This is a genomic window from Oceaniglobus roseus (assembly GCF_002869745.1).
Taxonomy (GTDB): Bacteria; Pseudomonadota; Alphaproteobacteria; order Rhodobacterales; family Rhodobacteraceae; genus Oceaniglobus; species Oceaniglobus roseus.
This window is the reverse complement of the sequence record NZ_PNOS01000028.1, coordinates 35,769-56,942: the sequence shown is the minus strand read 5'-3', so window position 1 is coordinate 56,942 and position 21,174 is coordinate 35,769. Positions and strand designations below refer to the sequence as shown.

The 21,174-nt window shown below is 69.7% G+C and carries 23 protein-coding genes; 12 read left to right on the top strand and 11 right to left on the bottom strand.

The features are described 5' to 3' along the window. Positions 1-17 precede the first annotated feature (17 nt). The 8 genes from A7B20_RS14220 to A7B20_RS14180 all read right to left on the bottom strand — a co-directional run bounded on the left by A7B20_RS14220 (position 18) and on the right by A7B20_RS14180 (position 9,466). Complete coding sequence (locus A7B20_RS14220) at positions 18-503, bottom strand: (2Fe-2S)-binding protein (RefSeq protein ID WP_102109244.1); 486 nt, start codon at positions 501-503, stop codon at positions 18-20. A 196-nt stretch (positions 504-699) separates the two neighbouring features. Beyond that, positions 700-2,316, bottom strand: a complete 1,617-nt coding sequence (locus A7B20_RS14215; RefSeq protein ID WP_102109243.1) for an alkaline phosphatase family protein — start codon at positions 2,314-2,316, stop codon at positions 700-702. Continuing rightward, the gene (locus A7B20_RS14210; RefSeq protein ID WP_102109242.1) at positions 2,306-3,328 is read right to left on the bottom strand and encodes a molybdopterin-binding protein; all 1,023 of its coding nucleotides are present in this window, start codon (positions 3,326-3,328) and stop codon (positions 2,306-2,308) included. The genes A7B20_RS14215 and A7B20_RS14210 overlap by 11 nt, the downstream gene beginning before the upstream one ends. After that, positions 3,328-4,299, bottom strand: coding sequence for an XdhC family protein (locus A7B20_RS14205; RefSeq protein ID WP_172961021.1), 972 nt, complete (start codon positions 4,297-4,299; stop codon positions 3,328-3,330). The genes A7B20_RS14210 and A7B20_RS14205 overlap by 1 nt, the downstream gene beginning before the upstream one ends. A gap of 64 nt (positions 4,300-4,363) precedes the next feature. Beyond that, positions 4,364-4,828 (bottom strand): DUF1203 domain-containing protein, encoded by a 465-nt coding sequence (locus tag A7B20_RS14200; protein WP_102109240.1) that lies wholly within the window; start codon positions 4,826-4,828, stop codon positions 4,364-4,366. Between the two features lie 129 nt (positions 4,829-4,957). Further along, positions 4,958-7,006 carry an OmpA family protein gene (locus tag A7B20_RS21725; RefSeq protein WP_172961020.1) on the bottom strand — a complete coding sequence of 683 codons (2,049 nt, stop codon included), beginning with the start codon at positions 7,004-7,006 and terminating at the stop codon, positions 4,958-4,960. A 123-nt stretch (positions 7,007-7,129) separates the two neighbouring features. After that, the gene (locus A7B20_RS14185; protein ID WP_102109238.1) at positions 7,130-8,389 is read right to left on the bottom strand and encodes a vWA domain-containing protein; all 1,260 of its coding nucleotides are present in this window, start codon (positions 8,387-8,389) and stop codon (positions 7,130-7,132) included. Between the two features lie 165 nt (positions 8,390-8,554). Then, positions 8,555-9,466: an AAA family ATPase gene (locus A7B20_RS14180; RefSeq protein ID WP_102109237.1), complete on the bottom strand. Its 912-nt coding sequence runs from the start codon at positions 9,464-9,466 to the stop codon at positions 8,555-8,557. A 124-nt stretch (positions 9,467-9,590) separates the two neighbouring features. On the opposite strand from A7B20_RS14180, the gene A7B20_RS14175 reads away from it, so the two are divergent. The 3 genes from A7B20_RS14175 to A7B20_RS14165 are packed head-to-tail and all read left to right on the top strand — an operon-like array spanning position 9,591 to position 11,739. Then, a complete protein-coding gene (locus tag A7B20_RS14175) occupies positions 9,591-10,811 on the top strand; it encodes an acyl-CoA dehydrogenase (protein WP_102109236.1) in 1,221 nt (406 codons plus the stop codon). Positions 10,812-10,824: 13 nt separating this feature from the next. Continuing rightward, the gene (locus A7B20_RS14170; protein WP_102109235.1) at positions 10,825-11,178 is read left to right on the top strand and encodes a hypothetical protein; all 354 of its coding nucleotides are present in this window, start codon (positions 10,825-10,827) and stop codon (positions 11,176-11,178) included. 54 nt (positions 11,179-11,232) lie between these two features. Further along, the gene (locus tag A7B20_RS14165; protein ID WP_245866946.1) at positions 11,233-11,739 is read left to right on the top strand and encodes a copper chaperone PCu(A)C; all 507 of its coding nucleotides are present in this window, start codon (positions 11,233-11,235) and stop codon (positions 11,737-11,739) included. Positions 11,740-11,776: 37 nt separating this feature from the next. Here A7B20_RS14165 and A7B20_RS14160 read toward each other — a convergent pair whose 3' ends face one another. Beyond that, positions 11,777-12,238: an Lrp/AsnC family transcriptional regulator gene (locus tag A7B20_RS14160; protein ID WP_102109234.1), complete on the bottom strand. Its 462-nt coding sequence runs from the start codon at positions 12,236-12,238 to the stop codon at positions 11,777-11,779. Between the two features lie 134 nt (positions 12,239-12,372). Here A7B20_RS14160 and cysG point away from each other — a divergent pair, with 134 nt between their 5' ends. The 6 genes from cysG to A7B20_RS14130 all read left to right on the top strand — a co-directional run bounded on the left by cysG (position 12,373) and on the right by A7B20_RS14130 (position 17,896). Beyond that, complete coding sequence (gene cysG, locus A7B20_RS14155) at positions 12,373-13,803, top strand: siroheme synthase CysG (protein ID WP_102109256.1); 1,431 nt, start codon at positions 12,373-12,375, stop codon at positions 13,801-13,803. Beyond that, positions 13,800-14,099, top strand: a complete 300-nt coding sequence (locus tag A7B20_RS14150) for a DUF2849 domain-containing protein (protein ID WP_102109233.1) — start codon at positions 13,800-13,802, stop codon at positions 14,097-14,099. The genes cysG and A7B20_RS14150 overlap by 4 nt, the downstream gene beginning before the upstream one ends. Before the next feature lie 28 nt (positions 14,100-14,127). Then, complete coding sequence (locus A7B20_RS14145; RefSeq protein WP_102109232.1) at positions 14,128-15,792, top strand: nitrite/sulfite reductase; 1,665 nt, start codon at positions 14,128-14,130, stop codon at positions 15,790-15,792. Continuing rightward, complete coding sequence (locus tag A7B20_RS14140) at positions 15,782-16,525, top strand: phosphoadenylyl-sulfate reductase (RefSeq protein WP_102109231.1); 744 nt, start codon at positions 15,782-15,784, stop codon at positions 16,523-16,525. Before A7B20_RS14145 ends, A7B20_RS14140 begins: the two co-directional genes overlap by 11 nt. Before the next feature lie 81 nt (positions 16,526-16,606). Beyond that, positions 16,607-16,987: a DUF934 domain-containing protein gene (locus A7B20_RS14135; protein ID WP_102109255.1), complete on the top strand. Its 381-nt coding sequence runs from the start codon at positions 16,607-16,609 to the stop codon at positions 16,985-16,987. A 99-nt stretch (positions 16,988-17,086) separates the two neighbouring features. Next, positions 17,087-17,896 carry a ferredoxin--NADP reductase gene (locus A7B20_RS14130; RefSeq protein WP_245866943.1) on the top strand — a complete coding sequence of 270 codons (810 nt, stop codon included), beginning with the start codon at positions 17,087-17,089 and terminating at the stop codon, positions 17,894-17,896. Positions 17,897-17,946: 50 nt separating this feature from the next. Here A7B20_RS14130 and A7B20_RS14125 read toward each other — a convergent pair whose 3' ends face one another. Beyond that, a complete protein-coding gene (locus A7B20_RS14125) occupies positions 17,947-18,543 on the bottom strand; it encodes a hypothetical protein (RefSeq protein ID WP_157937689.1) in 597 nt (198 codons plus the stop codon). A 209-nt stretch (positions 18,544-18,752) separates the two neighbouring features. Here A7B20_RS14125 and infC point away from each other — a divergent pair, with 209 nt between their 5' ends. Then, positions 18,753-19,265, top strand: coding sequence for a translation initiation factor IF-3 (gene infC / locus A7B20_RS14120; RefSeq protein WP_342747264.1), 513 nt, complete (start codon positions 18,753-18,755; stop codon positions 19,263-19,265). 19 nt (positions 19,266-19,284) lie between these two features. Next, positions 19,285-19,965 (top strand): DUF938 domain-containing protein, encoded by a 681-nt coding sequence (locus tag A7B20_RS14115; RefSeq protein WP_102109227.1) that lies wholly within the window; start codon positions 19,285-19,287, stop codon positions 19,963-19,965. A 39-nt stretch (positions 19,966-20,004) separates the two neighbouring features. Here the strand turns inward: A7B20_RS14115 and A7B20_RS14110 are convergent, their stop codons facing one another. Continuing rightward, positions 20,005-20,262 (bottom strand): sulfurtransferase TusA family protein, encoded by a 258-nt coding sequence (locus A7B20_RS14110; protein WP_102109254.1) that lies wholly within the window; start codon positions 20,260-20,262, stop codon positions 20,005-20,007. 104 nt (positions 20,263-20,366) lie between these two features. On the opposite strand from A7B20_RS14110, the gene A7B20_RS14105 reads away from it, so the two are divergent. Then, complete coding sequence (locus tag A7B20_RS14105) at positions 20,367-21,119, top strand: cytochrome c biogenesis CcdA family protein (protein WP_102109226.1); 753 nt, start codon at positions 20,367-20,369, stop codon at positions 21,117-21,119. Positions 21,120-21,174 lie beyond the last annotated feature (55 nt).

Genomic DNA, 21,174 nt, shown 5'->3' with positions numbered 1-21,174 from the left:
CGTTCGCAGCCCCGCGCCTATTCCGCCGCGATGGCGCCCACGTCCTGGCCGCTGGCCGCCTGGATCGCCTTGACGATGTTGTGGTAGCCCGTGCAGCGGCAGATGTTGCCTTCGAGGTAGTGGCGGATCTCGCTCTCGGTCGGCTTCGGGTTGTCCTTCAGCAGCGCCGCCGCGCTCATCACCATGCCGGGCGTGCAGAAGCCGCACTGAAGCCCGTGATAGTCCTGGAACGCCTGCTGGATCGTCCCGAGCGAGCCGTCGGCGTTCGCCATCCCCTCGATCGTGGTGACCTCGGCCCCCTCGGCCTCGGCGGCGAACATCGTGCAGGCCTTTACCGCCTTGCCGTTCACGTGAACCACACAGGCGCCGCACTGGCTGGTGTCGCAACCCACATGGGTGCCGGTCAGACCCAGCGGCCCGCGCAGCATCTCCACGAGAAGCGTGCGCCCCTCCACATCGGCGGACACGGACTTGCCGTTCACGCGCATCGAAACCTTCGCCATGGATACCTCCCTCTGCGTCTTTCGCGGCGAGTTAATCACCATTGAATCGGTTTGAGAACCACCCATTTCGCCACATACCTCCCGCGCGCACGAAACTTGCGTCCACCCCTCCCTTGGTCGCGGTCGCGGCGAAGAAGTGCAGCCTTTTCAGGCAGTGCGGGGGCGAAGTTGCGGCGGGATGCGAAGTCCGGAGCGCTCAGTCCCGCGGCCCGACGGGGCGGCCGTTCAGCCGCGCGAACTCAGCCTCGTCCCAGACGCCGATGACGATGCCTTCCGTGTCGTCCGACGCCAGCATCGAGTCGAGCCGTTCGGGCGTCACCGTCACCCGGCTGTGGTGCCGCCGCGCCCAGGCGAAGAGCGCCCCGGCCATGCGCGCGCGCACCGCCGCGTGCTCCGCATCGCCGCTTGCGCCCAGATCCTCCAGCTCGTCCGGATCGCGTTCCAGGTCGAACAGCATCGGCCGGAACCCCTCGGCATGGACGTATTTCCAGCGCGCGTCCCGCACCATGAACAGCTGCGACGCGTCGCCGGCCGTGCCCAGCACCTTCCTCGCCTCGCGCGTCGCGTAGTCGTATTCCGACACCGCGTACGCGCGCCAATCGCCGGGCGCCTCGCCGCGAAGCAGCGGCGACAGGTCGCGGCCCTCCAGGATATGCGGCTTCGGCGCGCCGCCGAAGAAGGACAGGAAGGTCGGCGCGAGGTCGATCGCCTCGACCAGCGCGTCCGACACCGCCCCCCGCGCCGCCCCCGCCCGCGGGTCCGCGACGATCAGCGGCACCTTGACCGAGCAGTCGTGGAACAGGTCCTTCTCGCCCATCCAGTGATCGCCGAGGTAATCGCCGTGGTCCGAGGTGAAGACGATCATCGTCTCCTCCATCAGCCCCCGCGCCTCCATGAAGGCGAACAGCCGCCCGAGCTGGTCGTCGATCTGCCGGATCAGCCCCATGTAGGCCGGGATCACCCGCTCCCGCACCTCGTCGCGCGCGAAGGTCCGGCAGATGCGCGACTGCTGGTAGGCACGGAACACCGGGTGATCCGTCTCGCGCTCGGCCTCGGCGCGCACCGGCGGCACCACGTGCGCGGCGCCATACATGTCGTGGTAGGGCGCGGGCACGATGTAGGGCCAGTGCGGCTTGATGTAGCTGAGGTGGCACAGCCAGGGCCCCTCGCCCGCCGCTTCCATGAACTCCATCGCCCGCGTCGTCATGTAGGGCGTCTCCGACAGCTCTTCGGGGATGTCCGCAGCCCGGTTCGAGTGCTTCAGGAGCCACCCCGTCAGCCGCTCCCCGTCGTCGCCGCGCGCCGAGTTGGCGCGGTCGTTCCACGGGTTCTCGCCCCCGATGCCCCGCTCGTTCAGCCAGCGGTTATACTCCGGCGCATCGTCATAGCCGCGGGGATGCAGCCCGTCGTCCCGCTCGAACGGCTCGAAGCCGCATTCCGCCAGCGTCACGCCGATCTCGCTTGCCGGGTCGATGCCGAGCCATTCCATCCCCTCGACATCCGGCCGCATATGCGTCTTGCCGACGATGACCGGGCGCACCCCGATCTGGCGCAGATGGTCCCCAATGGTCCGCTCGCCCACGCGCAGCGGGATGCCGTTCCAGGTCGACCCGTGGCTGCGGCAGTAGCGCCCGGTATAGGTGCTCATCCGGCTCGGCCCGCAGAACGGCGACTGGACATAGGCGTTGGTGAAGCGCACGCCCCGCGCCGCAAGGGCGTCGATGTTGGGCGTCTGCAGATGCGGGTGGCCGTAGCACGACAGGTAATCCCACCTCAGCTGGTCGGCCATGATGAACAGGACGTTACGTGCCATCGCTCCCGGCCGCCTCCCGGCTCCGCCCCTTGCCCTCGCGGGGACGGGGCCGCGTCGGGATCTCCTTCAGGAGCCCCCCGACCCCCAGCCCCATGATGTCCTCCGGCGTCACCGCGATGCCCGAGGCCACGCGTTCCAGCACCCAGTCTGCGCCGTTCAGGGCGGGCGAGCGGGCGCAGCCCGGAAGCCCGATCACGGGCCGGCCGTCCAGATCGCCGGTGAACAGCAGGTTCCCGGGGTCCACCGGCATCCCGTAGTGCTGCACGTGCCCCCCCGCCGCCCGGACGGCCGAGGGCGCCACGTCGCGGATGTCCGATGTGGCCGAGGCGGTGAGGATCAGCACCAGGTCCCCCTTCGCCTCCCGCAGCGCCGCCGTGATCGCGCCTTCCTCGTGGGCCACCACGACGTCGGCAACGAGGTCGAGCCCCAGCGTCTCCATCCGCGCCGCGATGGCCTTGCGCCCCTTCTCGCCGCCGTCCCCCGTCAGCGAGGTCTGGATCAGCACGGCGTCGCGCAGTTTCACCGGCGCCAGCCGCAGCGCCCCCCGCGCCGCCGCCTCGGCCCGTTCCAGCGCTTCGCCGGAAACGCCGTAGGCGATGATCTTGATCGTCGCGGCCATGCCGCCTTCGCCCATGTGATGCAACTCCGGCACCGTGGCAAGCGTGATCGCCGGGTCGATCCGGTTCACCGCGTCCACCGCCGCCCGGTCGACCTGCACCACCCCGCGCCCCTCGGTGTAAAGGTTCACCCGCCCTGTCGACGCCTCCGACGCGCGCAATCCCGAGGACTCGCTCAGCACCGCCGCCGCGAGCCGCCGCGCCGCCTCGTCCTCGTGGACGTCCCCGGGCCCGAGCCGTGCCACCGTCACCTCCGCAACCCCGGCCTCCGCCAGCGCCGCCAGGTGCCCTTCCTCCAGGATCAGACCCTTCCTGAGCCGCTTCTTTCCGGCCATCACCGAATGGGCGAGGATGGCGCCGCCCGCCTCCGCCAGGGGAGTCGTGCCGAATTCCATCAGCCCTGCCGCAGCCTCTGGGTGATCTCCGCCATCACCGCCACGGCGATTTCGGCCGGGGACCGCGCCCCGATGTCCAGCCCCACCGGCGCATGGATCCGCGCGATGTCGTCCGCGCCGAACCCCTGCTCCTCCAGCCGCGCCACCCGCTTCGCATGGGTGCGCGTGGAGCCGAGACAGCCGAGGTAGAAGACGTCGGACTTCAGCGCCGTCTCGATGGCCGGATCGTCGATCTTCGGATCGTGGGTCAGCGTCACCACCGCGGTGCGCGCGTCCAGCCCGAAGTCCGTCAGCGCCTGGTCCGGCCAGTCGTGCAGCAGCACCTCGCCCGGGAACCGCGCGGCCGAGGCGAAGGCCTCTCGCGGGTCCACCAGCACCGCGTCGTACCCGGTCAGCCGCGCCAGCTGCATCAGCGGCTGCGCGATGTGAACGCCGCCGACGACGACCATCCTGAGCGGCGGATTGTGGATCGCCACGAAGGTCTCGCCATCCTCCTCGAACCCCGAGCGGTCCAGCCGGAACCGGTCGGGAAAGCTCTCACGCGACGCGAGCTTTCGATCCCATGTCCTTGTATTCACGACATAAGCCGCCTGCTGACGCTGCTCGCGCCGCGCCGCCAGCTCGGCCAGCATCTCCTCGGGCAGGTCGCGCCCCACGGGCTCCACCATCACCCGGATACGGCCGCCGCAGGCCAGCCCCACGGCGAAGGCCTCGTCGTCGCTCACCCCGAACTCCAGCAGCCGCGCGCCGCCGTCCTCGACCGCCTCCAGCGCCTCGGCCACCACCGCGCCCTCGACACAGCCGCCCGAGACCGAGCCCGCGATCTCGGCCTCGCCCGAGATCGCCAGCTGGCTGCCCACGGGGCGCGGGGCCGATCCCCAGGTCTCGATCACCGTGGCCAGCGCCGCACCCTTGCCCGCGCGGTGCCAGGCCAGGGCGGTTTCGGGGATGTCGTCGAATCCGGGGGTCATGGGCATGCTCCTTCGCCCGGATCATTCCGCGCGCCGGAAGGAATGTCGAGGGGGCCGCCGCCCCTCACCCCGCCACGATCCGTGTCTGGAAGCAGTTGTTCCGGGCCGAGCGGACGTCGACGAAGGCGATCCGCGCATCTTCCAGCAGCCCCGCAGCATAACCGGCCACCTCCGCCCGCGCCACCACCCGGCCGGTGCCGTAGACGATGCGGTGATCCGCCCCGTAACCCTTCAGCAGGTAATCCGGCGAGGTTTCGAGGATCGGCGGCATCCCCTCTCCGTCCCATGGCCGGCAGTCCCCGGCGCAGAGGAAGACCGGACCCGTTTCCGCGTAGGGCTGGAGCGCCGGAAATGGTTGTGCGGCGAGGATCAGCATGGCGGCGCCCTCCGGCACGTCCCGCAGGCAGGAGCGGCAGGGCGTGCCCGAACCGCCGGACACCGCCCGCTCTGCAGGCTGTCCATTGGCATCGGGACCGCCCGCGCGGACGGAGGCGACGAAATCGGCATCGAGGGGAAGACAGCGCAGCATAGGATCGGCCTTTCGGATCGTGAACCTGCGTCGATCCTGCCCGCGGCCACCCCCTCCGGGCGATCCGATCCTTGCGCAAAGAAAAGGGCCGCCCCCAAGGGAGCGGCCCGCTTTCGCCATGTGAGCGGATCAGTTCTGCGCGGTCTGCAGAAGCGGCGTGATCCGGCGCAGGTCGGCACGGCGGTTGGCCGGTTCCGCGCCCTCGGTCGGCACCTTCAGGTCCGACTCGCCATAGCCCTGCACGACAAGGTTCTCCGGCGGCACGTCGAAGTACTCGGTCAGCGCCAGCGCCAACGATTCGGCCCGGCGGTCGGACAGGATCAGGTTCGACGCGGCAGAGCCCACGGCATCGGTGTGGCCCTCGACCAGGAACACCTCAGACGGATCCTCCTCGATCATGCGGGTGATCTGGAGACCGAGATCGGCCAGCTTGTTGGCTTCCTCGGGACGGATCGCGGCCGAGCCGGTCGCGAAGTTGATCCCGTCCAGTTCCACCGCCGGGGCGAGGTTGCGCACTTCCTTGATGTCGCGGATCTGCGCCAGGCTGAAGCGGCGATTGATAGCCTGCTCGCGCTCGAGCGCCGCGCGAAGGTCACGCTCGTTCGAGCTGTACTCGACCTGCGGCGCCGGTTGCGGCAGCGCGGAGAAGTCGACCGGCTCCACCGTCGCCGTATCGTCGATCAGCCGAACCTCGCTGCCGTCCGTCCGCACCAGCGTGCGGCGCAGCACCCGCATGTCGTTATCGCGGATCGTCACCACCTGGCTCCCGTCTTCGCGCGTCACCACCGTGCGGGTCGAGCCGTCGTCGAAGGTCTGCGTCTGGATGTTGTTGCCCGGCTGGCGCAGCAGGGCGTTGTCATCCTTCAGCAGCTGGTAGCCGCCGTTCGGATCCGCGACCACGACGCGGTCGGGCGACGTGCCGACGACCTGCCGGTTGCCCTGGATCATCGTGCCGATCGCCAGAGCGCCGGCGCCGAGCAGAAGCGCCTTCTCGAGCTTCGAGAGACCGTCGTCCTTCTCCGGCGCCTGGGCCGTCGCCGTCACTTCGGGGTTGGTATCGGCCTTGATCTGGCCCGAGAAGTCCTCGTTCGAGGAGCGCGAGTTGGCTTCGGTCACAGTCTCTTCCGTGACCTTGGCATTCGCGGCGGCGTCGCCGTCGGCAGTGGCGGCCTGCGAGGCTTTCGCGCGCTCGGCCTGCTGTGCCAGGCGCTCGGCCTGGGCGGCGCGGCGTGCCTCGCCCTCCTTCAGGCGCTGCTCGCGGGCCGCGAGACGGGCCGCGCGCTCCTCCGGGGTCTCGCGCTGGTTGGCGTCGGTCGTCTGGGCGGCCGGATCGTCCTGCTGCGTGGTAGCCGCCGCCGGATCGCCGTCCTGCGCCGTCGTGGTGGCGGCAGCTGTGCCGTCGGCATTGCGCTCGGCGCGGCGGGGCGCCTTGCGGGCGGGATCGGTCGCGTCCTGGTTCGTGACGGCGGCATCCGCTGCGGCGCGGGCGTCGGCTTCGGCCTTGGCCTTGGCGCCGACATTGGCCTGGGTCTCGGTGCGCGCGTCGGCAGCGGCCTTGGCCTCGGCCGCTTCGCGGGCCTCGCGCTCGGCCTTCCTGGACTTGCGGACCTCGGCATCCTGGGCGGCCTTCGCATCGGCATCGGCCTGCTGCTTCACGGCCTCGGCGGCCTTGGCGTCGGCGTCGGCCTGCGCTTTCGCAGCCTTGCGGGCGTCGGCGTCCTGAGCGGCCTTCGCGTCGGCATCGGCCTGCTGCTTCACGGCCTTGGCGTCGGCGTCGGCGTCGGCCTGCGCCGCGGCCTTCGCGTCGGCATCGGCCTGCGCCTTCTCGGCCTTGCGGGCCTCCTGCCTGGCGGCCTTCTCGGCTTCGCGGGCCTGCTGCTTGGCGGCCTTCTCGGCCTCGCGGGCCTGCTGCTTCGCGGCCTTCTCGGCCTCGCGGTTCGCCTTGGCTGAGGGATCGGCCGCATCGGCCTTTTCCTTCAGCTTGTCCGCGAGGTCCTTGGCCACGGCGTTCGGATCGCAGTTGGGATCGTCGGCGGCACAGGTCGAGACCTTGTCACCGGCGGCGTTGCCGGTCTGCGCCGGCACCACGGTCGGCACCACCAGGGCAAGGCTGGCAAGCAGGGCGGTTGTTGTCCTGAGGGACGGTCGCATGGGGTATTCCTTTGTACTGATCTTCACGCACATCTCTTGGGCATCCAAACCCGCGATGACCCCTGAGGTTCCGCGCGGCGACGCGACGGAGCGTGTCCGGCCACGGTCTCAGGCGGCTTTCCGCCCTGCCGGTCCGGTGCCGGTCCGGGATCAGGCGCGCGCGGCGACAGACGCCAGACGTTCGCCCGGAACGGTCCGGTCGCGGGCGGCCAGCGCCTCGGCCAGGGCAGCGAGGGAGTCGATGTTGTGCCCGGCCCTGAGCGAATCGACATGGGGCAGCATGGCGAGCACGCCCTTCGCCTTCGGCGCGAAGCCGTCGAAGCGCAGAAGCGGGTTCACCCAGATCACCTGCCGCGCCGAGAGGTGCAGCCGCTCGCATTCCCGCGCCAGTTGCCCGGGATCGTCGCGCTCCAGCCCGTCGGTGATCAGCAGCACCACGGCCCCCTGCCCCAGCACCCGCCGCGACCAGTCGCGGTTGAAGCGGTGGAGCGAGGCGCCGATCTTCGTGCCGCCCTCCCAGTCCTGCGCCTCGGCGCCCGCCGCGGCCAGCGCGGCATCGACGTCGCGGGTGGCGAGGTGGCGGGTGATGTTGGTCAGCCGGGTGCCGAAGGTGAAGGCATGGACCTTCGCCCAGCCCGCGCCCTTGTGGTTGCTGACGGCATGCAGGAAATGCAGCACCGCGCGGGAATACTGGCTCATCGAGCCGGAGATGTCGCAGAGCACCACGAGGTTCGGCCAGCGCTGGCGGCGGGTCTTCGCCGCGAGCGCCCGCACCTCGCCCCCCTGCCGCATCGCCGCGCGCAGGGTGGCGCGCCAGTCGGCGATCCGGCCGCGGGCATCGGCCCGCGTGCGCCTGGAAGCGAGCGGGCGCACGGGCAGCGACAGCCGGGCGAGGATCCGCCGCGCCTCGGCCATCTCGGCGTTGCTCATCTGCTCGAAATCGAGGGAGCGCAGCCGTTCCTCCCCGCTCGCCGTGCGCGATGCGTCGATCTCGATCTCCTGCGCGTCCTCGCGCTCGGGCAGCTCCGGCGCCTCCCGCTCGACCCCGTCGAGCAGCGCTTCCGCCGCCCGCTTCTCGGCAGGCCTCGCGGTGCGCTCCTCGGCGACACCGCGAATCGCGGGGGTCAGCAGCGACATCATGTGTTCGAGATAGCGGGGATCGCGCCAGTAGAGGCGGAAGATCTGGTCGAACACCGCCCGCTGCTCGGCCCGGGAGACGAAGCAGGCGTGGAGCGTCCAGTAGAAGTCGCGCCGGTCGGTGAACCCCGCCGCCGCCACCGCGCGGATCGCCTCCATCACGCGTCCGGGGCCGATCGGCAGCCCGGCGGCCCGGAGCGCGCGGGCGAACCAGGCGATGTTGTGGGCGAGCTTCGGGTTCTCGGGAAGTTCGAGGTCGGGGAGCGTCACCATGACGTCAGCCTTCCTTGCCGGGCGGAGGCGGGGGGCGTCCCGCCCCCCGCGCCCCCCGGGGCGCGCTGCTGCTGGCGATGCGGACGTGGAGGGTGCGGGACCGGGGCTCTGTCCCGGACCCCGGGATATTTGGGAAGCAAAGATGGGGCGTGGAGCGCATCGCTGTCAGGCGGGGGAGAGTTCGGCGCGGACCTCGGTGAGGAGGCGGGCGGCCTCGGAGCCCTGGATCTTCTGGATGTCGTCCTGGTACTTCAGGATCGCGCCCAGCGTGTCGGCGATGACCTCGGGCGAGAGCTCCATGATGTCGAGGGCCAGCAGGCACTTGGCCCAGTCGATGGTCTCGGCGACGCCGGGGGACTTGAACAGGTCCTCGGTCCTGAGCTTCTGGATGAAGGCGACGACCTCGCGGCTGAGGGTGCTGCCGGCCTCAGGGGCGCGGGCCTGCAGGATCTCGATCTCGCGGGAGAAGGCGGGATAGTCGACCCAGTGGTAGAGGCAGCGCCGCTTCAGCGCGTCGTGGACCTCGCGGGTGCGGTTCGAGGTCAGGATCACGATCGGCGGCTCGTTGGCGGCGATGGTGCCGAGTTCGGGGATCGTCACCGCGAAATCCGACAGGGCTTCCAGCAGGAAGGCCTCGAACGGCTCGTCGGTGCGGTCGAGCTCGTCGATCAGCAGTACCGGCGCGCCGCCGGGCTGGGGCTGCATGGCCTGGAGCAGCGGGCGGGCGATCAGGTACTCCTCGGTGAAGAGCTCGGACTTCAGCAGGTCGCGGTCGGCGCCACCCGCCGCCTCGGCGGTGCGAATGGCGATCATCTGCTCGGCGAAGTTCCACTCGTAGACCGCGGAGGCGGCGTCGAGCCCCTCGTAGCACTGGAGGCGGATCAGCCTGCGGCCGAGGCCCTTCGCGATGGCCTTGGCGATCTCGGTCTTGCCGACCCCCGCCTCGCCCTCGAGGAACAGCGGACGGCCGAGCTTCAGCGCGAGGAACGTCACCACCGCGAGCGGGCGGTCGCAGACATAGTCCTCGTCCGCCAGCATGCGCTGCACCGCGTCGATGGATGTCGGGATTTCGGTCATGGGCTCCTCCGGCTTGCGCCATAGCTGCATCTGGTCGCAGGACAGTCAAGCGGGCCGGGGTGCGATTGCACCTGTCGGCGCGCCGGGGTAGTCTGCCGCGACCCGCCACGAGAGGAGCCCCGCGATGAACGTGACCACGCCGATTTCCGCCAAGGACGCGCCGGACATGGCCCGGTTCACCTGGGAAGACCCCTTCCTGATCGAGGACCAGCTTGACGAGGACGAGCGGATGCTGCGCGACGCCGCCCGCGCCTTCGCGCAGGACGTGCTGCAGCCGCGGGTGATCGAGGCCTATCGCGACGAGACCTCGGACCCCTCGCTCTTCGCGAAGATGGGCGAGGCCGGGCTGCTGGGTTGCACCCTGCCCGAGGAATACGGCGGCCTCGGCGCGGGCTATGTCACCTACGGGCTGATCGCGCGCGAGATCGAGCGGGTCGACTCCGGCTATCGCTCGATGATGTCGGTGCAGAGCTCGCTGGTGATCTACCCGATCCACGCCTACGGCTCGGAGGAGCAGCGGCGGAAGTACCTCCCGAAGCTCTGCGCGGGCGAGCTGATCGGCTGCTTCGGGCTGACGGAACCCGATGCGGGCTCCGACCCCGGCGGGATGAAGACGGTGGCGAGGAAGACCGACGGCGGCTATTCGATCTCCGGCTCGAAGATGTGGATCTCGAACGCGCCCTTCGCCGACGTCTTCGTCGTCTGGGCCAAGTCCGAGGCCCATGGCGGCAAGATCCGCGGCTTCATCCTGGAGAAGGGGATGAAGGGGCTCTCCGCGCCGAAGATCGGCGGCAAGATCAGCCTGCGCGCCTCCACCACCGGCGAGATCGTGATGGAGGGCGTCGAGGTGGGCGAGGACGCGCTCCTGCCGAACGTGGAAGGCCTCAAGGGCCCGTTCGGCTGCCTGAACCGCGCCCGCTACGGCATCTCCTGGGGCGTCATGGGCGCGGCCGAGTTCTGCTGGCACGCCGCGCGCCAGTACGGGCTCGACCGCAAGCAGTTCGGCAAGCCCCTGGCCCAGACCCAGCTGTTCCAGAAGAAGCTCGCCGACATGCAGACCGAGATCTCGCTCGGCCTCCAGGGGTCGCTCCGGCTCGGGCGGCTGATGGAGCAGGGCAAGGCCTCGCCCGAGACGATCTCGATGATGAAGCGCAACAACTGCGGCAAGGCGCTGGACATCGCCAGGGCGGCGCGGGACATGCACGGCGGCAACGGGATCTCGGAAGAGTTCCAGGTGATCCGCCACATGGTCAACCTCGAGACGGTGAACACCTACGAAGGCACCCACGACGTCCACGCCCTGATCCTCGGCCGCGCCCAGACCGGGCTGCAGGCGTTCTTCTGAGCGCCGGGGTCCCGTGCGCCCGGTCGGGCCCCTCCTGAACGTCCTCACGGCAGCGCTGATCCTGCTGGCGAGCACGCTGGCGGGGTTCGCGCACCGGGCGCCCGACGCGGCGCTCGAACGGTTTCTCGCGGCGGGATTCACGCTCTCCGACCTCTGCGCCGATGCCCATCCCGGCGGGCAGAGCCACGATCACGACCGCTGCGATGCCTGCCGCCTTGTCGGCGCGGCGGTCCTGCCGCCCCTGCCCGATGCTCCGGCACGGCCCGTGGCGACCGCCCTCGGCGACGCCACGCCGGCGGGCCGCACCGCACCCGACCTCTCCTGCCCCGTGCCCGGCGGCGGCTCCCGCGCGCCACCCCGCGCCTGAGCTGCCGACTTCGCCGAACAGGACGCACCGCGCCGACGCGCGCACAGGAAAGACATGACAATGATCCGCATGAAACCGGCCGTTCTGGCCCTGCTTCTGGCTGCCCCCTTCGCAGCCGCCCCCGCGCTGGCCCACGAGTACACCGTGGGCAGCCTGACCGTGAACCACCCGATGGCCACGGCCACCAGCCCCGTCGCCAAGACCGGCGCGGGGTATCTCACGATCACCAACACCGGCACCGAGGACGACGCGCTGGTCGAGGTGCGCGCCGATTTCCCGAAGGTGATGATGCACGCCTCCGAATCGAAGGACGGTGTCGCCACCATGATCCATCAGGAGCGCGTGGCGATCCCGGCGGGCGAGACGGTCACCTTTGCGCCGGGCGGCCTGCACGTCATGTTCATGGGGCTGAAGGGGGGCCTGGAAGAAGGCGCGAAGATCCCCGCCACCCTCGTCTTCGAGAAGGCGGGCACGCTCGACGTGACCTTCAACGTCGAGGCCGCGGGAGAGCGGAAGATGGAAGGCATGGACCACTCCGGCCACAGCGCCCCCACGAACTGAAGCCATGCGGGCGGCGGGGACCACCCCCGCCGCCACTTCACAACGGCAGCATCGTGGTCGACTTCAGCTCTTCCATCGACAGAAGCGCCGTGACGTTGTGGATCTTCACCTCCGAGATCAGCGCCTGGTAGAACACGTCGTAGGCCCGCGCGTTCTTCACCCGGACCTTCAGGATATAGTCGATGTCGCCCGCGAGGCGATGCGCCTCCTGCACCTCGGGGCGGGCACGCAGGGCCTCGAGGAACCGCTTCTGCCAGGCGGCCTCGTGCTCGGACGTGCGGATCAGCACGAAGAAGCAGGCCTCGAATCCCAGTGCCTCGGCATCCAGCGCCACCGTCTGCTGGCCGATCACCCCCGCCTCGCGCAGCTTGCGGATCCGGTTCCAGACCGGTGTCTTCGACGACCCCACCGCCTTCGCGATGTCGTCCATCGACTGCGAGGCGTCGGCCTGGAGCGCGGACAGGATCTTGCGATCCATCTCGTCTATGCGGACAGTCATTCGCCGTTTTCCCTCCGTCGCGATCAGATGTTCCGTTCGGCCAGCTATGGCGAACGAATGTCCTTAGTGGAAGCCCCGTATGGCGAAAAACCGGAACGATGTTCTATATTTTCCCGAAGAACAGGGAACGCGCCATGCAACATTTTCCGATCTTCCTCGCCGTCGCGGGCCGCCGCATCGTCCTTTCGGGGGGCGGCGACGCCGCGCTCGCCAAGCTCCGGCTGCTGCTGAAGACCGAGGCGCACCTTACCGTCTTCGCCGCCGATCCCGCGCCCGAGATCCGCGCCTGGGCCGAGGCGGGGCGCCTGAAACTGGTCGAGCGTCGTCTTGAACCCGGCGACACGCTCTGCGCCGCGCTGTTCTATGCCGCCGACGAGGACGCGGCCGAGGATACCCGCACCGCCGCCATCGCCCATGCCGACGGCGCGCTGGTGAACATCGTCGACAACCTGGAAGACAGCCAGTTCATCACCCCGGCCATCGTCGACCGCGACCCCGTGACCATCGCCATCGGAACCGAAGGCGCGGCCCCGGTGCTGGCCCGCGCGATCAAGAAGGACCTGGAAGAGCGCCTGCCGCCCGTCCTCGGCACCCTCGCCCGCATCGGCAAGGCCTTCCGCGCGAAGGTCGAGGCGCTGCCGTTCGGCGCGAAACGCCGTGCCTTCTGGTCCGACTACTACTTCAACGCGGGCCCCCGCGCGATCGACGCGGGCGGGGCCGACGCGCTGGAGGGCGCGCTCGACAGGCTGCTGGCCGACCACCTCGACACCGCGCCGAAACCCGGCCGGGTGGAGTTCGTCGGCGCCGGTCCGGGCGACCCCGAGCTTCTGACCCTGAAGGCCCGCCGCGCGCTGCACGAGGCCGACGTGGTGATTCACGACCGGCTGGTCACGCCCGAGATCCTGGAACTCGCCCGCCGCGAGGCCACCCTGATCGACGCCGGCAAGGAAGGCTTCGGCGCCGCCATGGCGCAGGGCGACATCAACGCCCTGATCGTCGAGCATGGCCGCGCGGGCGCCCATGTCGTGCGGCTGCAATCCGGCGACCCCACCGTCTTCGGACGGCTCGACGAGGAGATCGAGGCGGTCGAGGCGGCGGGGCTTTCGTGGTCCATCGTCCCGGGCATCACCGCCGCGAGCGCCGCCGTCGCCGGGATCGGGCAGAGCCTGACGAAGCGGCAGCGCAACTCCTCGGTCCGGTTCCTGACCGGCCACGACATGAAGGGCTTCGCCGACCACGACTGGCACGCCCTCGCCGCGCCGGGCGAGGTCGCCGCGATCTACATGGGCAAGAAGTCCGCCCGCTTCATCCAGGGCCGGCTGCTGATGCACGGCGCCGATCCCGACACTCCGGTGACGGTGATCGAGAACGCCTCGCGCCCCGACCAGCGTGTGATCGCGACGACGCTGTCCGAGCTGGAGCCGACCCTGTCCCGCGCGGCCCTCACCGGCCCGGCCCTGACCCTCTTCGGCCTCGCGCCGCGCGACGCCGTGCATACGGCTGTCATGCGCGACGTCCATAGAGGTCCCACCCGAGTTTCACCCCTTCAGGAGGCCTTCGCATGAGCCGCCAGTTCACCCCCAAAGTCGTCACCGCCAACGCCCTGCTCGAGGGCGACGCCATCTGGTTGACCGAGGACGACAGATGGTCCCGCGACATCCGCGAGGCCGAGCTGATCGAGGACGAGGCCCACGCCCAGCTTCGCCTTCTCCAGGCGCAGTCCCAGCCCGACGTCGCCGTCGGCGCCTATCTCGCCGACGCGGCGAAAGGCGCGACGGGCCCCGAGCCGGTCCATTTCCGCGAGGCCTTCCGCACCCGCGGCCCCTCCAACTATCCGCACGGCAAGCAGGAAATCCGCTGAGCGACGCCCGCAGCCCAGGAGCAGCAAGATGTACCATTACAACGACTTCGATGAAGCCTTCGTCCGGAACCGCGTGGCCGAGTTCCGCGCCCAGGTCGAACGCCGCATCGACGGCAGCCTGACCGAGGACGAGTTCAAGCCGCTGCGCCTGATGAACGGGCTCTACCTCCAGCTGCACGCCTACATGCTGCGCGTGGCGATTCCCTACGGCACGCTGAACAGCCGCCAGATGCGCCAGCTCGCGATGATCGCCGAGCGGTGGGACAAGGGCTATGGTCACTTCACCACCCGCCAGAACATACAGTACAACTGGCCCGAGCTCTGCGACGTCCCCGCCATGCTGGAGGCGCTGGCCGATGTCGGGATGCACGCCATCCAGACCTCGGGCAACACGATCAGGAACGTCACCGCGGACCATTTCGCCGGCGCCGCCGCCGACGAGGTCGCCGATCCGCGCCCGGTGGCCGAGCTGCTGCGCCAGTGGTCCACCGACCACCCGGAGTTCCAGTTCCTGCCGCGCAAGTTCAAGATCGCCGTGACCGGCGCAGAGGCCGACCGCGCGGTGATCCGCGCCCACGACATCGGCATCCAGATCCTGCGCAACGACGCGGGAGAGCTTGGCTACCGCATGATCGTCGGCGGCGGCCTGGGCCGCACCCCGATGATCGGCAAGGTGATCCGAGACTTCCTGCCCGAGGCCGACCTGCTGCCCTATGCCGAGGCCATCGTCTCGGTCTACAACCTGCTCGGGCGGCGCGACAACAAGTACAAGGCGCGCATCAAGATCACCGTGCACGAGCATGGAATCGAAGAGATCCGCGCGCTGGTCGAGGAGCGTTTCGCCGCGCTGAAACCGCAGTTCTCGGGCGTCGACCGCCAGCTCTTCGCCGAGATCCAGGACGCCTTCGCCGCGCCCGCATGGACCGGCGCCAACACCTCCGCCCACGACGCCGCGCTGGCCGATCCGGTCTATCGCGCCTGGGCCGACACGAACCTCGCCGCCCACCGCAACCCGGATTACGCCATCGTCTCGGTCTCGCTGAAGAAGCCCGGCGCGACCCCGGGCGACGCGACCGCCGCGCAGATGCGCGTTCTGGCCGACCTGGCCGAGACCTTCGGCCACGACGAGCTGAGGATCAGCCACGAGCAGAACGTGATCCTGCCGCACGTCCACAAGGCGTACCTCCCGGCGATCCACAAGGCGCTCAAGGGGGCCGACCTTGCCACGGCGAACATCGGCCTGATCTCCGACATCATCGCCTGCCCCGGCATGGACTACTGCGCGCTGGCGACCGCCCGCTCGATTCCCGTGGCGCAGGAGATCGCGACCCGGTTCGAGGAGCTGAAGCTGGAGCACGAGATCGGTGCGCTGAAGATCAAGATATCGGGCTGCATCAACGCCTGCGGCCATCACCACGTCGGCCACATCGGCATCCTCGGGCTCGACCGCGCGGGGGTGGAGAACTACCAGATCACGCTCGGCGGCGACGGCACCGAGACGACGGTGATCGGCGAGCGTGCCGGTCCCGGCTTCTCGGCGGACGAGATCGTTCCGGCCATCGAGCGTCTGGTCTGGGCCTATCTCGACCACCGCCACGACGCTTCGGAGACCTTCCTCCAGACCTACCGCCGCCTCGGCCTTGCTCCGTTCAAGGCCGCGCTTTACCCGGAGGCCCGCGCCGATGCCGCTTGAAGCTCCCCTCGCCCCCGCGACCGAGCGGGTGGCCGAACTGAACCGCCGCTACGCCCACCACGGCGCCACGGCGGTCCTTGCCCACGCCCTCTCCGACCCGCAGGTCGGCAGCCTTGCCATGGTGTCCTCCTTCGGGGCCGAATCGGTGGCGCTGCTGCACATGGTCAGCGTGATCGACCGCACGGTGCCGGTGATCTTCCTCGACACCGAGATGCTGTTCCCCGAGACGCTGGATTACCAGCAGGAGGTCGCCACGCGCCTCGGGCTGAGCGATCTGCGCATCCGCCGTCCCGACCGCGACGCGCTGTTCCTCGTCGATCCCGACGCGATGCTCCACAAGAGCGATCCCGACGCCTGCTGCGCGCTCAGGAAGACCCGGCCCCTGCAGGAGGCGCTGGCCCCCTTCGACGGCTGGATCACCGGGCGCAAGCGCTACCAGGGCGCGGCCCGCGCGGCGCTCGACTTCTTCGAGGCCGAGCCGGGCACGGGGCGGATCAAGGTCAATCCGCTGGCCCACTGGAATCGCGGGGACGTGCAGGACTATATCGTCAACAACCGCCTGCCCCGGCACCCGCTGGTGGCGAAGGGGTACCGCTCGATCGGCTGCGCGCCCTGCACCAGCCCGGTGGCCGCAGGCGAGGACGAACGCGCCGGGCGCTGGCGGGGCCGCGACAAGGACGAATGCGGCATCCATTTCGTCAACGGCAAGCTGGTCCGCGGTGCGGCCGCGTGAGGCATCGCGCCAGCGGCAATGTCGGAAATTGACTATTTCGGGCAGGAAAATGCCCACGAAATCGCGAAGAAGGTTCGAAAGATGACAGTGATCGTGACCGACGACGGCTTCGGCCCCGAAACGTTCGCCGCCGGGTTCGAGGGTCCGGGGACGCTGGACCTTGCCCCCGATGCAGACGTCGCGGCGCTGGACCTCGACGGGGTCGAGGCGATCCGCGTCGCCTTCCCCGGCTTTTCCGACGGGCGCGGCTTCACCATCGCCCGCCTGCTTCGCCTGCGCGGCTTCCGCGGACGGCTTCGGGCGAAGGGGCATGTCATCGCCGACCAGTACGCGATGGCGCGGCGCGCGGGGTTCGACGAGGTCGAGATCGACGCGGCTCTCGCCGCCCGCCAGCCCGAGGACCAGTGGCTGGCCCGCGCCGACTGGCGCGCCCATGACTATCAGTCGCGGCTGCGCGGCTGATCCCGGGGCTTCCCACGGGATCGTTCGTGCGCTAGCAATCCAACCGACACGAGAGGACGGGCCCTTGCCCGTATCGCCATTATGAACGAGCATGTACGCGTGAACAACGTCTCCACCCCCACCCTGCCCGACGCGCAGACCGTGACCTCGGTCAAGCACTGGACCGACCGGCTGTTCTCGTTCCGGGTGACGCGGCCGGCCTCCCTGCGCTTCCGCTCGGGCGAGTTCGTGATGATCGGTCTCATGGGCGATCCGGATCCGAAGACCGGAAAGCAGAAGCCGCTTCTGCGCGCCTATTCCATCGCCTCCCCCGCCTGGGACGACGAGCTGGAGTTCTACTCGATCAAGGTGCAGGACGGCCCGCTCACCTCGAAGCTCCAGCACATCCAGCCGGGCGACCAGATCATCCTGCGCCCGAAGCCCGTGGGCACGCTGGTCCACGACGCGCTGCTGCCGGGCAAGCGGCTGTGGTTCTTCGCCACCGGCACCGGGATCGCCCCCTTTGCCTCGCTGATCCGCGAACCGCAGACCTACGAGGATTACGACGAGGTGATCCTGACCCACACCTGCCGCGACGTGGCCGAGCTTGAGTACGGGCGGCAACTGGTGGACAGCCTGAAGGACGATCCGCTGATCGGCGAGCTGGTGGGGGACAAGCTGCGCTACTATCCCACGACGACGCGGGAGCAGAGCCCGCGGATGGGCCGGATCACCGCCAAGCTGCGCTCGGGCGAGCTGTTCGCCGATCTCGGCGTGCCGCCGATCTCCCCGGAAACGGACCGGGCGATGGTCTGCGGCTCGATGGGGCTGAACACCGACCTGAAGGAAATCCTCGAAGGCTTCGGCCTGCGCGAGGGCGCCAACAGCGATCCCGCGGAATACGTGGTCGAGAAGGCCTTCGTCGGCTGAAAGGCAAAGGGCGCCCGCGGGGGGCGCCCAATCCATTGTCTGTCCAAAGATCACTCCACGCCGAGGGCGTCGCGGACCTCGGGCAGCACCGTTTCCAGCTGCGCCGGATCGTTCTGCGCCTGCTGCACCTCTTCCAGCAGCGAGTCCTGCCGGGCGGTGTCGAGATCCGAGCCACGGATCGCTTCCTCGACCCGCGGCAGGTCGAAGTTCTCGACCGTAAGGATCTGCGCCAGTTCCTGCTGGTCGGCCGTCGCGCCCACCGTGCCGGAGTCCTCGGAGGCCTGGCGGGTGTCGTCGGTGGCTTCGGTCGTCGGGTTCTGGCCGGAGGCGGCGGCATCGGCCGCGGCATTCGACGCTTCCTGCGAGGCGGCGCCGGTGCGCGAGGTCTCTTCCTCCGTCGCGGCGGCGGTGCCCATGGCGGTGTCTCCCGAGGCGGCCGGTGCGGGGTCGCTCGCCGTGGACCCGGCGCTCGCCGTGTCCTCGGTCATGGTCGCGCCGCTGTCCATGGCGGCGGTGTCGGTCGTTTCCTCGCTCGGCTGCACGACGGCGCCGGTCTCGGTATTCTCGGTCGCGTCGTCGTCGTCGTTGCAGGCGGCGACAAGGAAAACGGCGGCCAGCGCGGCCGCGGCGGTAGCTGTAGTACGCATGGTCATCTCCTGTGATCGGTTTTGCCGGATCAGTGCTTCCGGCCCCTTCAGGTTCCCCTGCAAAACGGCGCTTTCTGCGGTTTCCCGCCCTGCGGGGCCCCGATGCTCCAAACGTCGCTTGAACCGGGCGCGCTCAGTGGCTATTTTCCGCCATACCCAACAAAACAAGGAACACCACCATCGCTCGCAGACCTCATAACGCCCCGCCGGTGCGCGACACCGGTCCCCGTGTCAACGAACGCATCCGGGCGTCCGAAATCCGCCTGATCGGTGCCGAGGGCGAGAACATCGGCGTCGTCTCTCCCGAACGGGGCCTGCAGCTGGCCGAAGCGGCCGGGCTGGACTTGGTCGAGATCTCGCCGAACGCCACGCCCCCCGTCGTCAAGATCATGGACTTCGGCAAGTTCAAGTACGAACAGCAGAAGCGCGAGAGCGAGGCGCGGAAGAAGCAGAAGATCATCGAGATCAAGGAGGTCAAGTTCCGCCCGAACACCGACGTCCACGATTACGACGTGAAGATGCGCAACGTGGTGAAGTTTCTCGAGAACGGCGACAAGGTGAAGGTCACGCTCCGCTTCCGCGGCCGCGAGATGGCGCACCAGAACCTGGGCCGCGACCTGCTGGAGCGGGTGGCCGAGGACACCAAGGAAATCGGCAAGGTCGAGAACTTCCCGAAGATGGAAGGCCGCCAGATGGTCATGCTGATCGGCCCGACCAAGTGATGCGACCCGGCGCGGCGGAATGACCGGCGCGCCGACGAGCGGGCACACCGCCCGCTATTCCCCCGCGAATGTCGAAAGCGCGCCCGACGGGAGGCTCTTCTCCCGCGTCGTGGCGCGCAATTCGCCGCCGGTGATCGCGGCGCTCGCCCCGTGGCTCGCCTCGGCCTCCGGCACCGCGCTGGAGATCGGCAGCGGCACCGGGCAGCACGCGGCGAACTTCGCCCTCGCCATCCCGCGCCTCGCCTGGCAGGCCTCGGACCCCGACGCGGGCCACCGCGCCTCGGCCGCCGCATGGGCCGCGCACCTGGGCCTGTCCCTGCCCGCGCCGCTGGACCTCGACGCCGCCGCCGACTGGGCCGCGGCGCCGGAGGTGACGGCGCTCGGGCCGCTCGCGGCGGTGATCGCGATGAACGTGATCCACATCGCCCCCGTCGCGGTGCTGCACGGCATCCTCGCAGGCGCGGGCAAGGCCCTTGCGCCGGGCGGCCTGCTGATCCTCTACGGCCCGATGACCGAGCCCGGCGTGCAGACCGGCCCCGGCAACGCCGCCTTCGATGCGAACCTGCGCGCGGAGAACGCGGACTGGGGCCTGCGCGACACGGCCGAGATAAGGGAGAAGGCAGCGCCGCACGGGCTCGACTTCGCCGCGCTGATCGCGATGCCCGCCAACAACCGCCTGCTGATCCTGCGCCGCGCCTGAGTCGGGCCCAGAACAGGCCCAGAACCGGTCCCGCGCCGCTCAGCGGCCCGCCAGTCCCGGCGCCTTGTGGCCGCGCTTTATAAGGAAGGTCAGCACCGCACCTTCGGTGCGCATCTCCAGCAGGGCATGGCCGGCCTCGGCGCAGAAATGCGGCACATCGACCACGGCGGCGGGATCGTCCGCCAGCATCTTCAGGATCTGCCCGGGTTCGAGCGCACCAAGCCGCTTGCGCGCCTTCAGCACGGGCAATGGGCACAGCAGCCCCAGAGCATCCAGTTCCGCATCCGTGTCGTCCATGCCCTCAGAGTCGCGCAAATGTTTCAGATTGTCCACGGCGATTTGTAACGCCATCCGTCGCAAGGCCCCGTGACGCGGGCGCCACCCTGCCCTAAGCAGGAGCCATGTTCGGAATCGAGATCCTCGACGCGGGCCTGCTTCCCGCCATGCTCGTCGCCCTCGTCGGAGGGCTTCTGAGCTTCCTCAGCCCCTGCGTGCTGCCGATCGTGCCGCCCTACCTCGCCTACATGGGAGGGATCACCATGGCCGAGATGTCGGGCACCGGCGACACCCGGCGGCGGCCGATCATGGCGGCGCTGTTCTTCGTCCTCGGCCTGTCCACGGTGTTCCTGCTGCTGGGCTTCACCGCCTCCACCTTCGGACGGCTGTTCCTGCAGTACCAGGAGTGGTTCAACATCGTCGCCGGCATCGTCGTGATGATCTTCGGAGCCCATTTCGTCGGCGCCTTCCGCATCCCCTTCCTCGAACGCGAGGCGCGGATGGACGCGGGCGACCGGGGCGGCTCGACCTTCGGGGCCTATGTCCTCGGTCTTGCCTTCGCCTTCGGCTGGACGCCCTGCATCGGCCCGCAGCTTGGCGCGATCCTGGGCCTCGCCGCCTCCGAGGGCTCGATCGTCCGGGGCACCAGCCTGCTCGGCGTCTATGCCGCGGGGCTCGGCATCCCGTTCCTGCTGGTCGCGGCCTTCTTCCCCCGCCTGTCCGGCGTGATGGCCTGGATGAAGCGGCACATGGAGCGGATCGAGCGGATCATGGGCCTGCTGCTCTGGACCATCGGACTGTTGATGCTGACGGGCGGTTTCGCCAGCTTCTCGTACTGGCTGCTGGAAACCTTCCCCGCCCTCGCCACACTCGGCTGAGCGCAGGCTTATTTTCGCCCCCATCCTCTGCTAGCGTCGCCGACGCAGGTCAGGG

What these genes read in the sequence shown, in the direction of transcription:
- A7B20_RS14220 (WP_102109244.1), bottom strand. Translation starts at nt 503, where the DNA reads ATGGCGAAGGTTTCGATGCGCGTGAACGGCAAGTCCGTGTCCGCCGAT.
- A7B20_RS14215 (WP_102109243.1), bottom strand. Translation starts at nt 2,316, where the DNA reads ATGGCACGTAACGTCCTGTTCATCATGGCCGACCAGCTGAGGTGGGAT.
- A7B20_RS14210 (WP_102109242.1), bottom strand. Translation starts at nt 3,328, where the DNA reads ATGGAATTCGGCACGACTCCCCTGGCGGAGGCGGGCGGCGCCATCCTC.
- A7B20_RS14205 (WP_172961021.1), bottom strand. Translation starts at nt 4,299, where the DNA reads ATGACCCCCGGATTCGACGACATCCCCGAAACCGCCCTGGCCTGGCAC.
- A7B20_RS14200 (WP_102109240.1), bottom strand. Translation starts at nt 4,828, where the DNA reads ATGCTGCGCTGTCTTCCCCTCGATGCCGATTTCGTCGCCTCCGTCCGC.
- A7B20_RS14185 (WP_102109238.1), bottom strand. Translation starts at nt 8,389, where the DNA reads ATGGTGACGCTCCCCGACCTCGAACTTCCCGAGAACCCGAAGCTCGCC.
- A7B20_RS14180 (WP_102109237.1), bottom strand. Translation starts at nt 9,466, where the DNA reads ATGACCGAAATCCCGACATCCATCGACGCGGTGCAGCGCATGCTGGCG.
- A7B20_RS14175 (WP_102109236.1), top strand. Translation starts at nt 9,591, where the DNA reads ATGAACGTGACCACGCCGATTTCCGCCAAGGACGCGCCGGACATGGCC.
- A7B20_RS14165 (WP_245866946.1), top strand. Translation starts at nt 11,233, where the DNA reads ATGACAATGATCCGCATGAAACCGGCCGTTCTGGCCCTGCTTCTGGCT.
- A7B20_RS14160 (WP_102109234.1), bottom strand. Translation starts at nt 12,238, where the DNA reads ATGACTGTCCGCATAGACGAGATGGATCGCAAGATCCTGTCCGCGCTC.
- cysG (WP_102109256.1), top strand. Translation starts at nt 12,373, where the DNA reads ATGCAACATTTTCCGATCTTCCTCGCCGTCGCGGGCCGCCGCATCGTC.
- A7B20_RS14150 (WP_102109233.1), top strand. Translation starts at nt 13,800, where the DNA reads ATGAGCCGCCAGTTCACCCCCAAAGTCGTCACCGCCAACGCCCTGCTC.
- A7B20_RS14145 (WP_102109232.1), top strand. Translation starts at nt 14,128, where the DNA reads ATGTACCATTACAACGACTTCGATGAAGCCTTCGTCCGGAACCGCGTG.
- A7B20_RS14140 (WP_102109231.1), top strand. Translation starts at nt 15,782, where the DNA reads ATGCCGCTTGAAGCTCCCCTCGCCCCCGCGACCGAGCGGGTGGCCGAA.
- A7B20_RS14135 (WP_102109255.1), top strand. Translation starts at nt 16,607, where the DNA reads ATGACAGTGATCGTGACCGACGACGGCTTCGGCCCCGAAACGTTCGCC.
- A7B20_RS14125 (WP_157937689.1), bottom strand. Translation starts at nt 18,543, where the DNA reads ATGCGTACTACAGCTACCGCCGCGGCCGCGCTGGCCGCCGTTTTCCTT.
- A7B20_RS14115 (WP_102109227.1), top strand. Translation starts at nt 19,285, where the DNA reads ATGACCGGCGCGCCGACGAGCGGGCACACCGCCCGCTATTCCCCCGCG.
- A7B20_RS14110 (WP_102109254.1), bottom strand. Translation starts at nt 20,262, where the DNA reads ATGGACGACACGGATGCGGAACTGGATGCTCTGGGGCTGCTGTGCCCA.
- A7B20_RS14105 (WP_102109226.1), top strand. Translation starts at nt 20,367, where the DNA reads ATGTTCGGAATCGAGATCCTCGACGCGGGCCTGCTTCCCGCCATGCTC.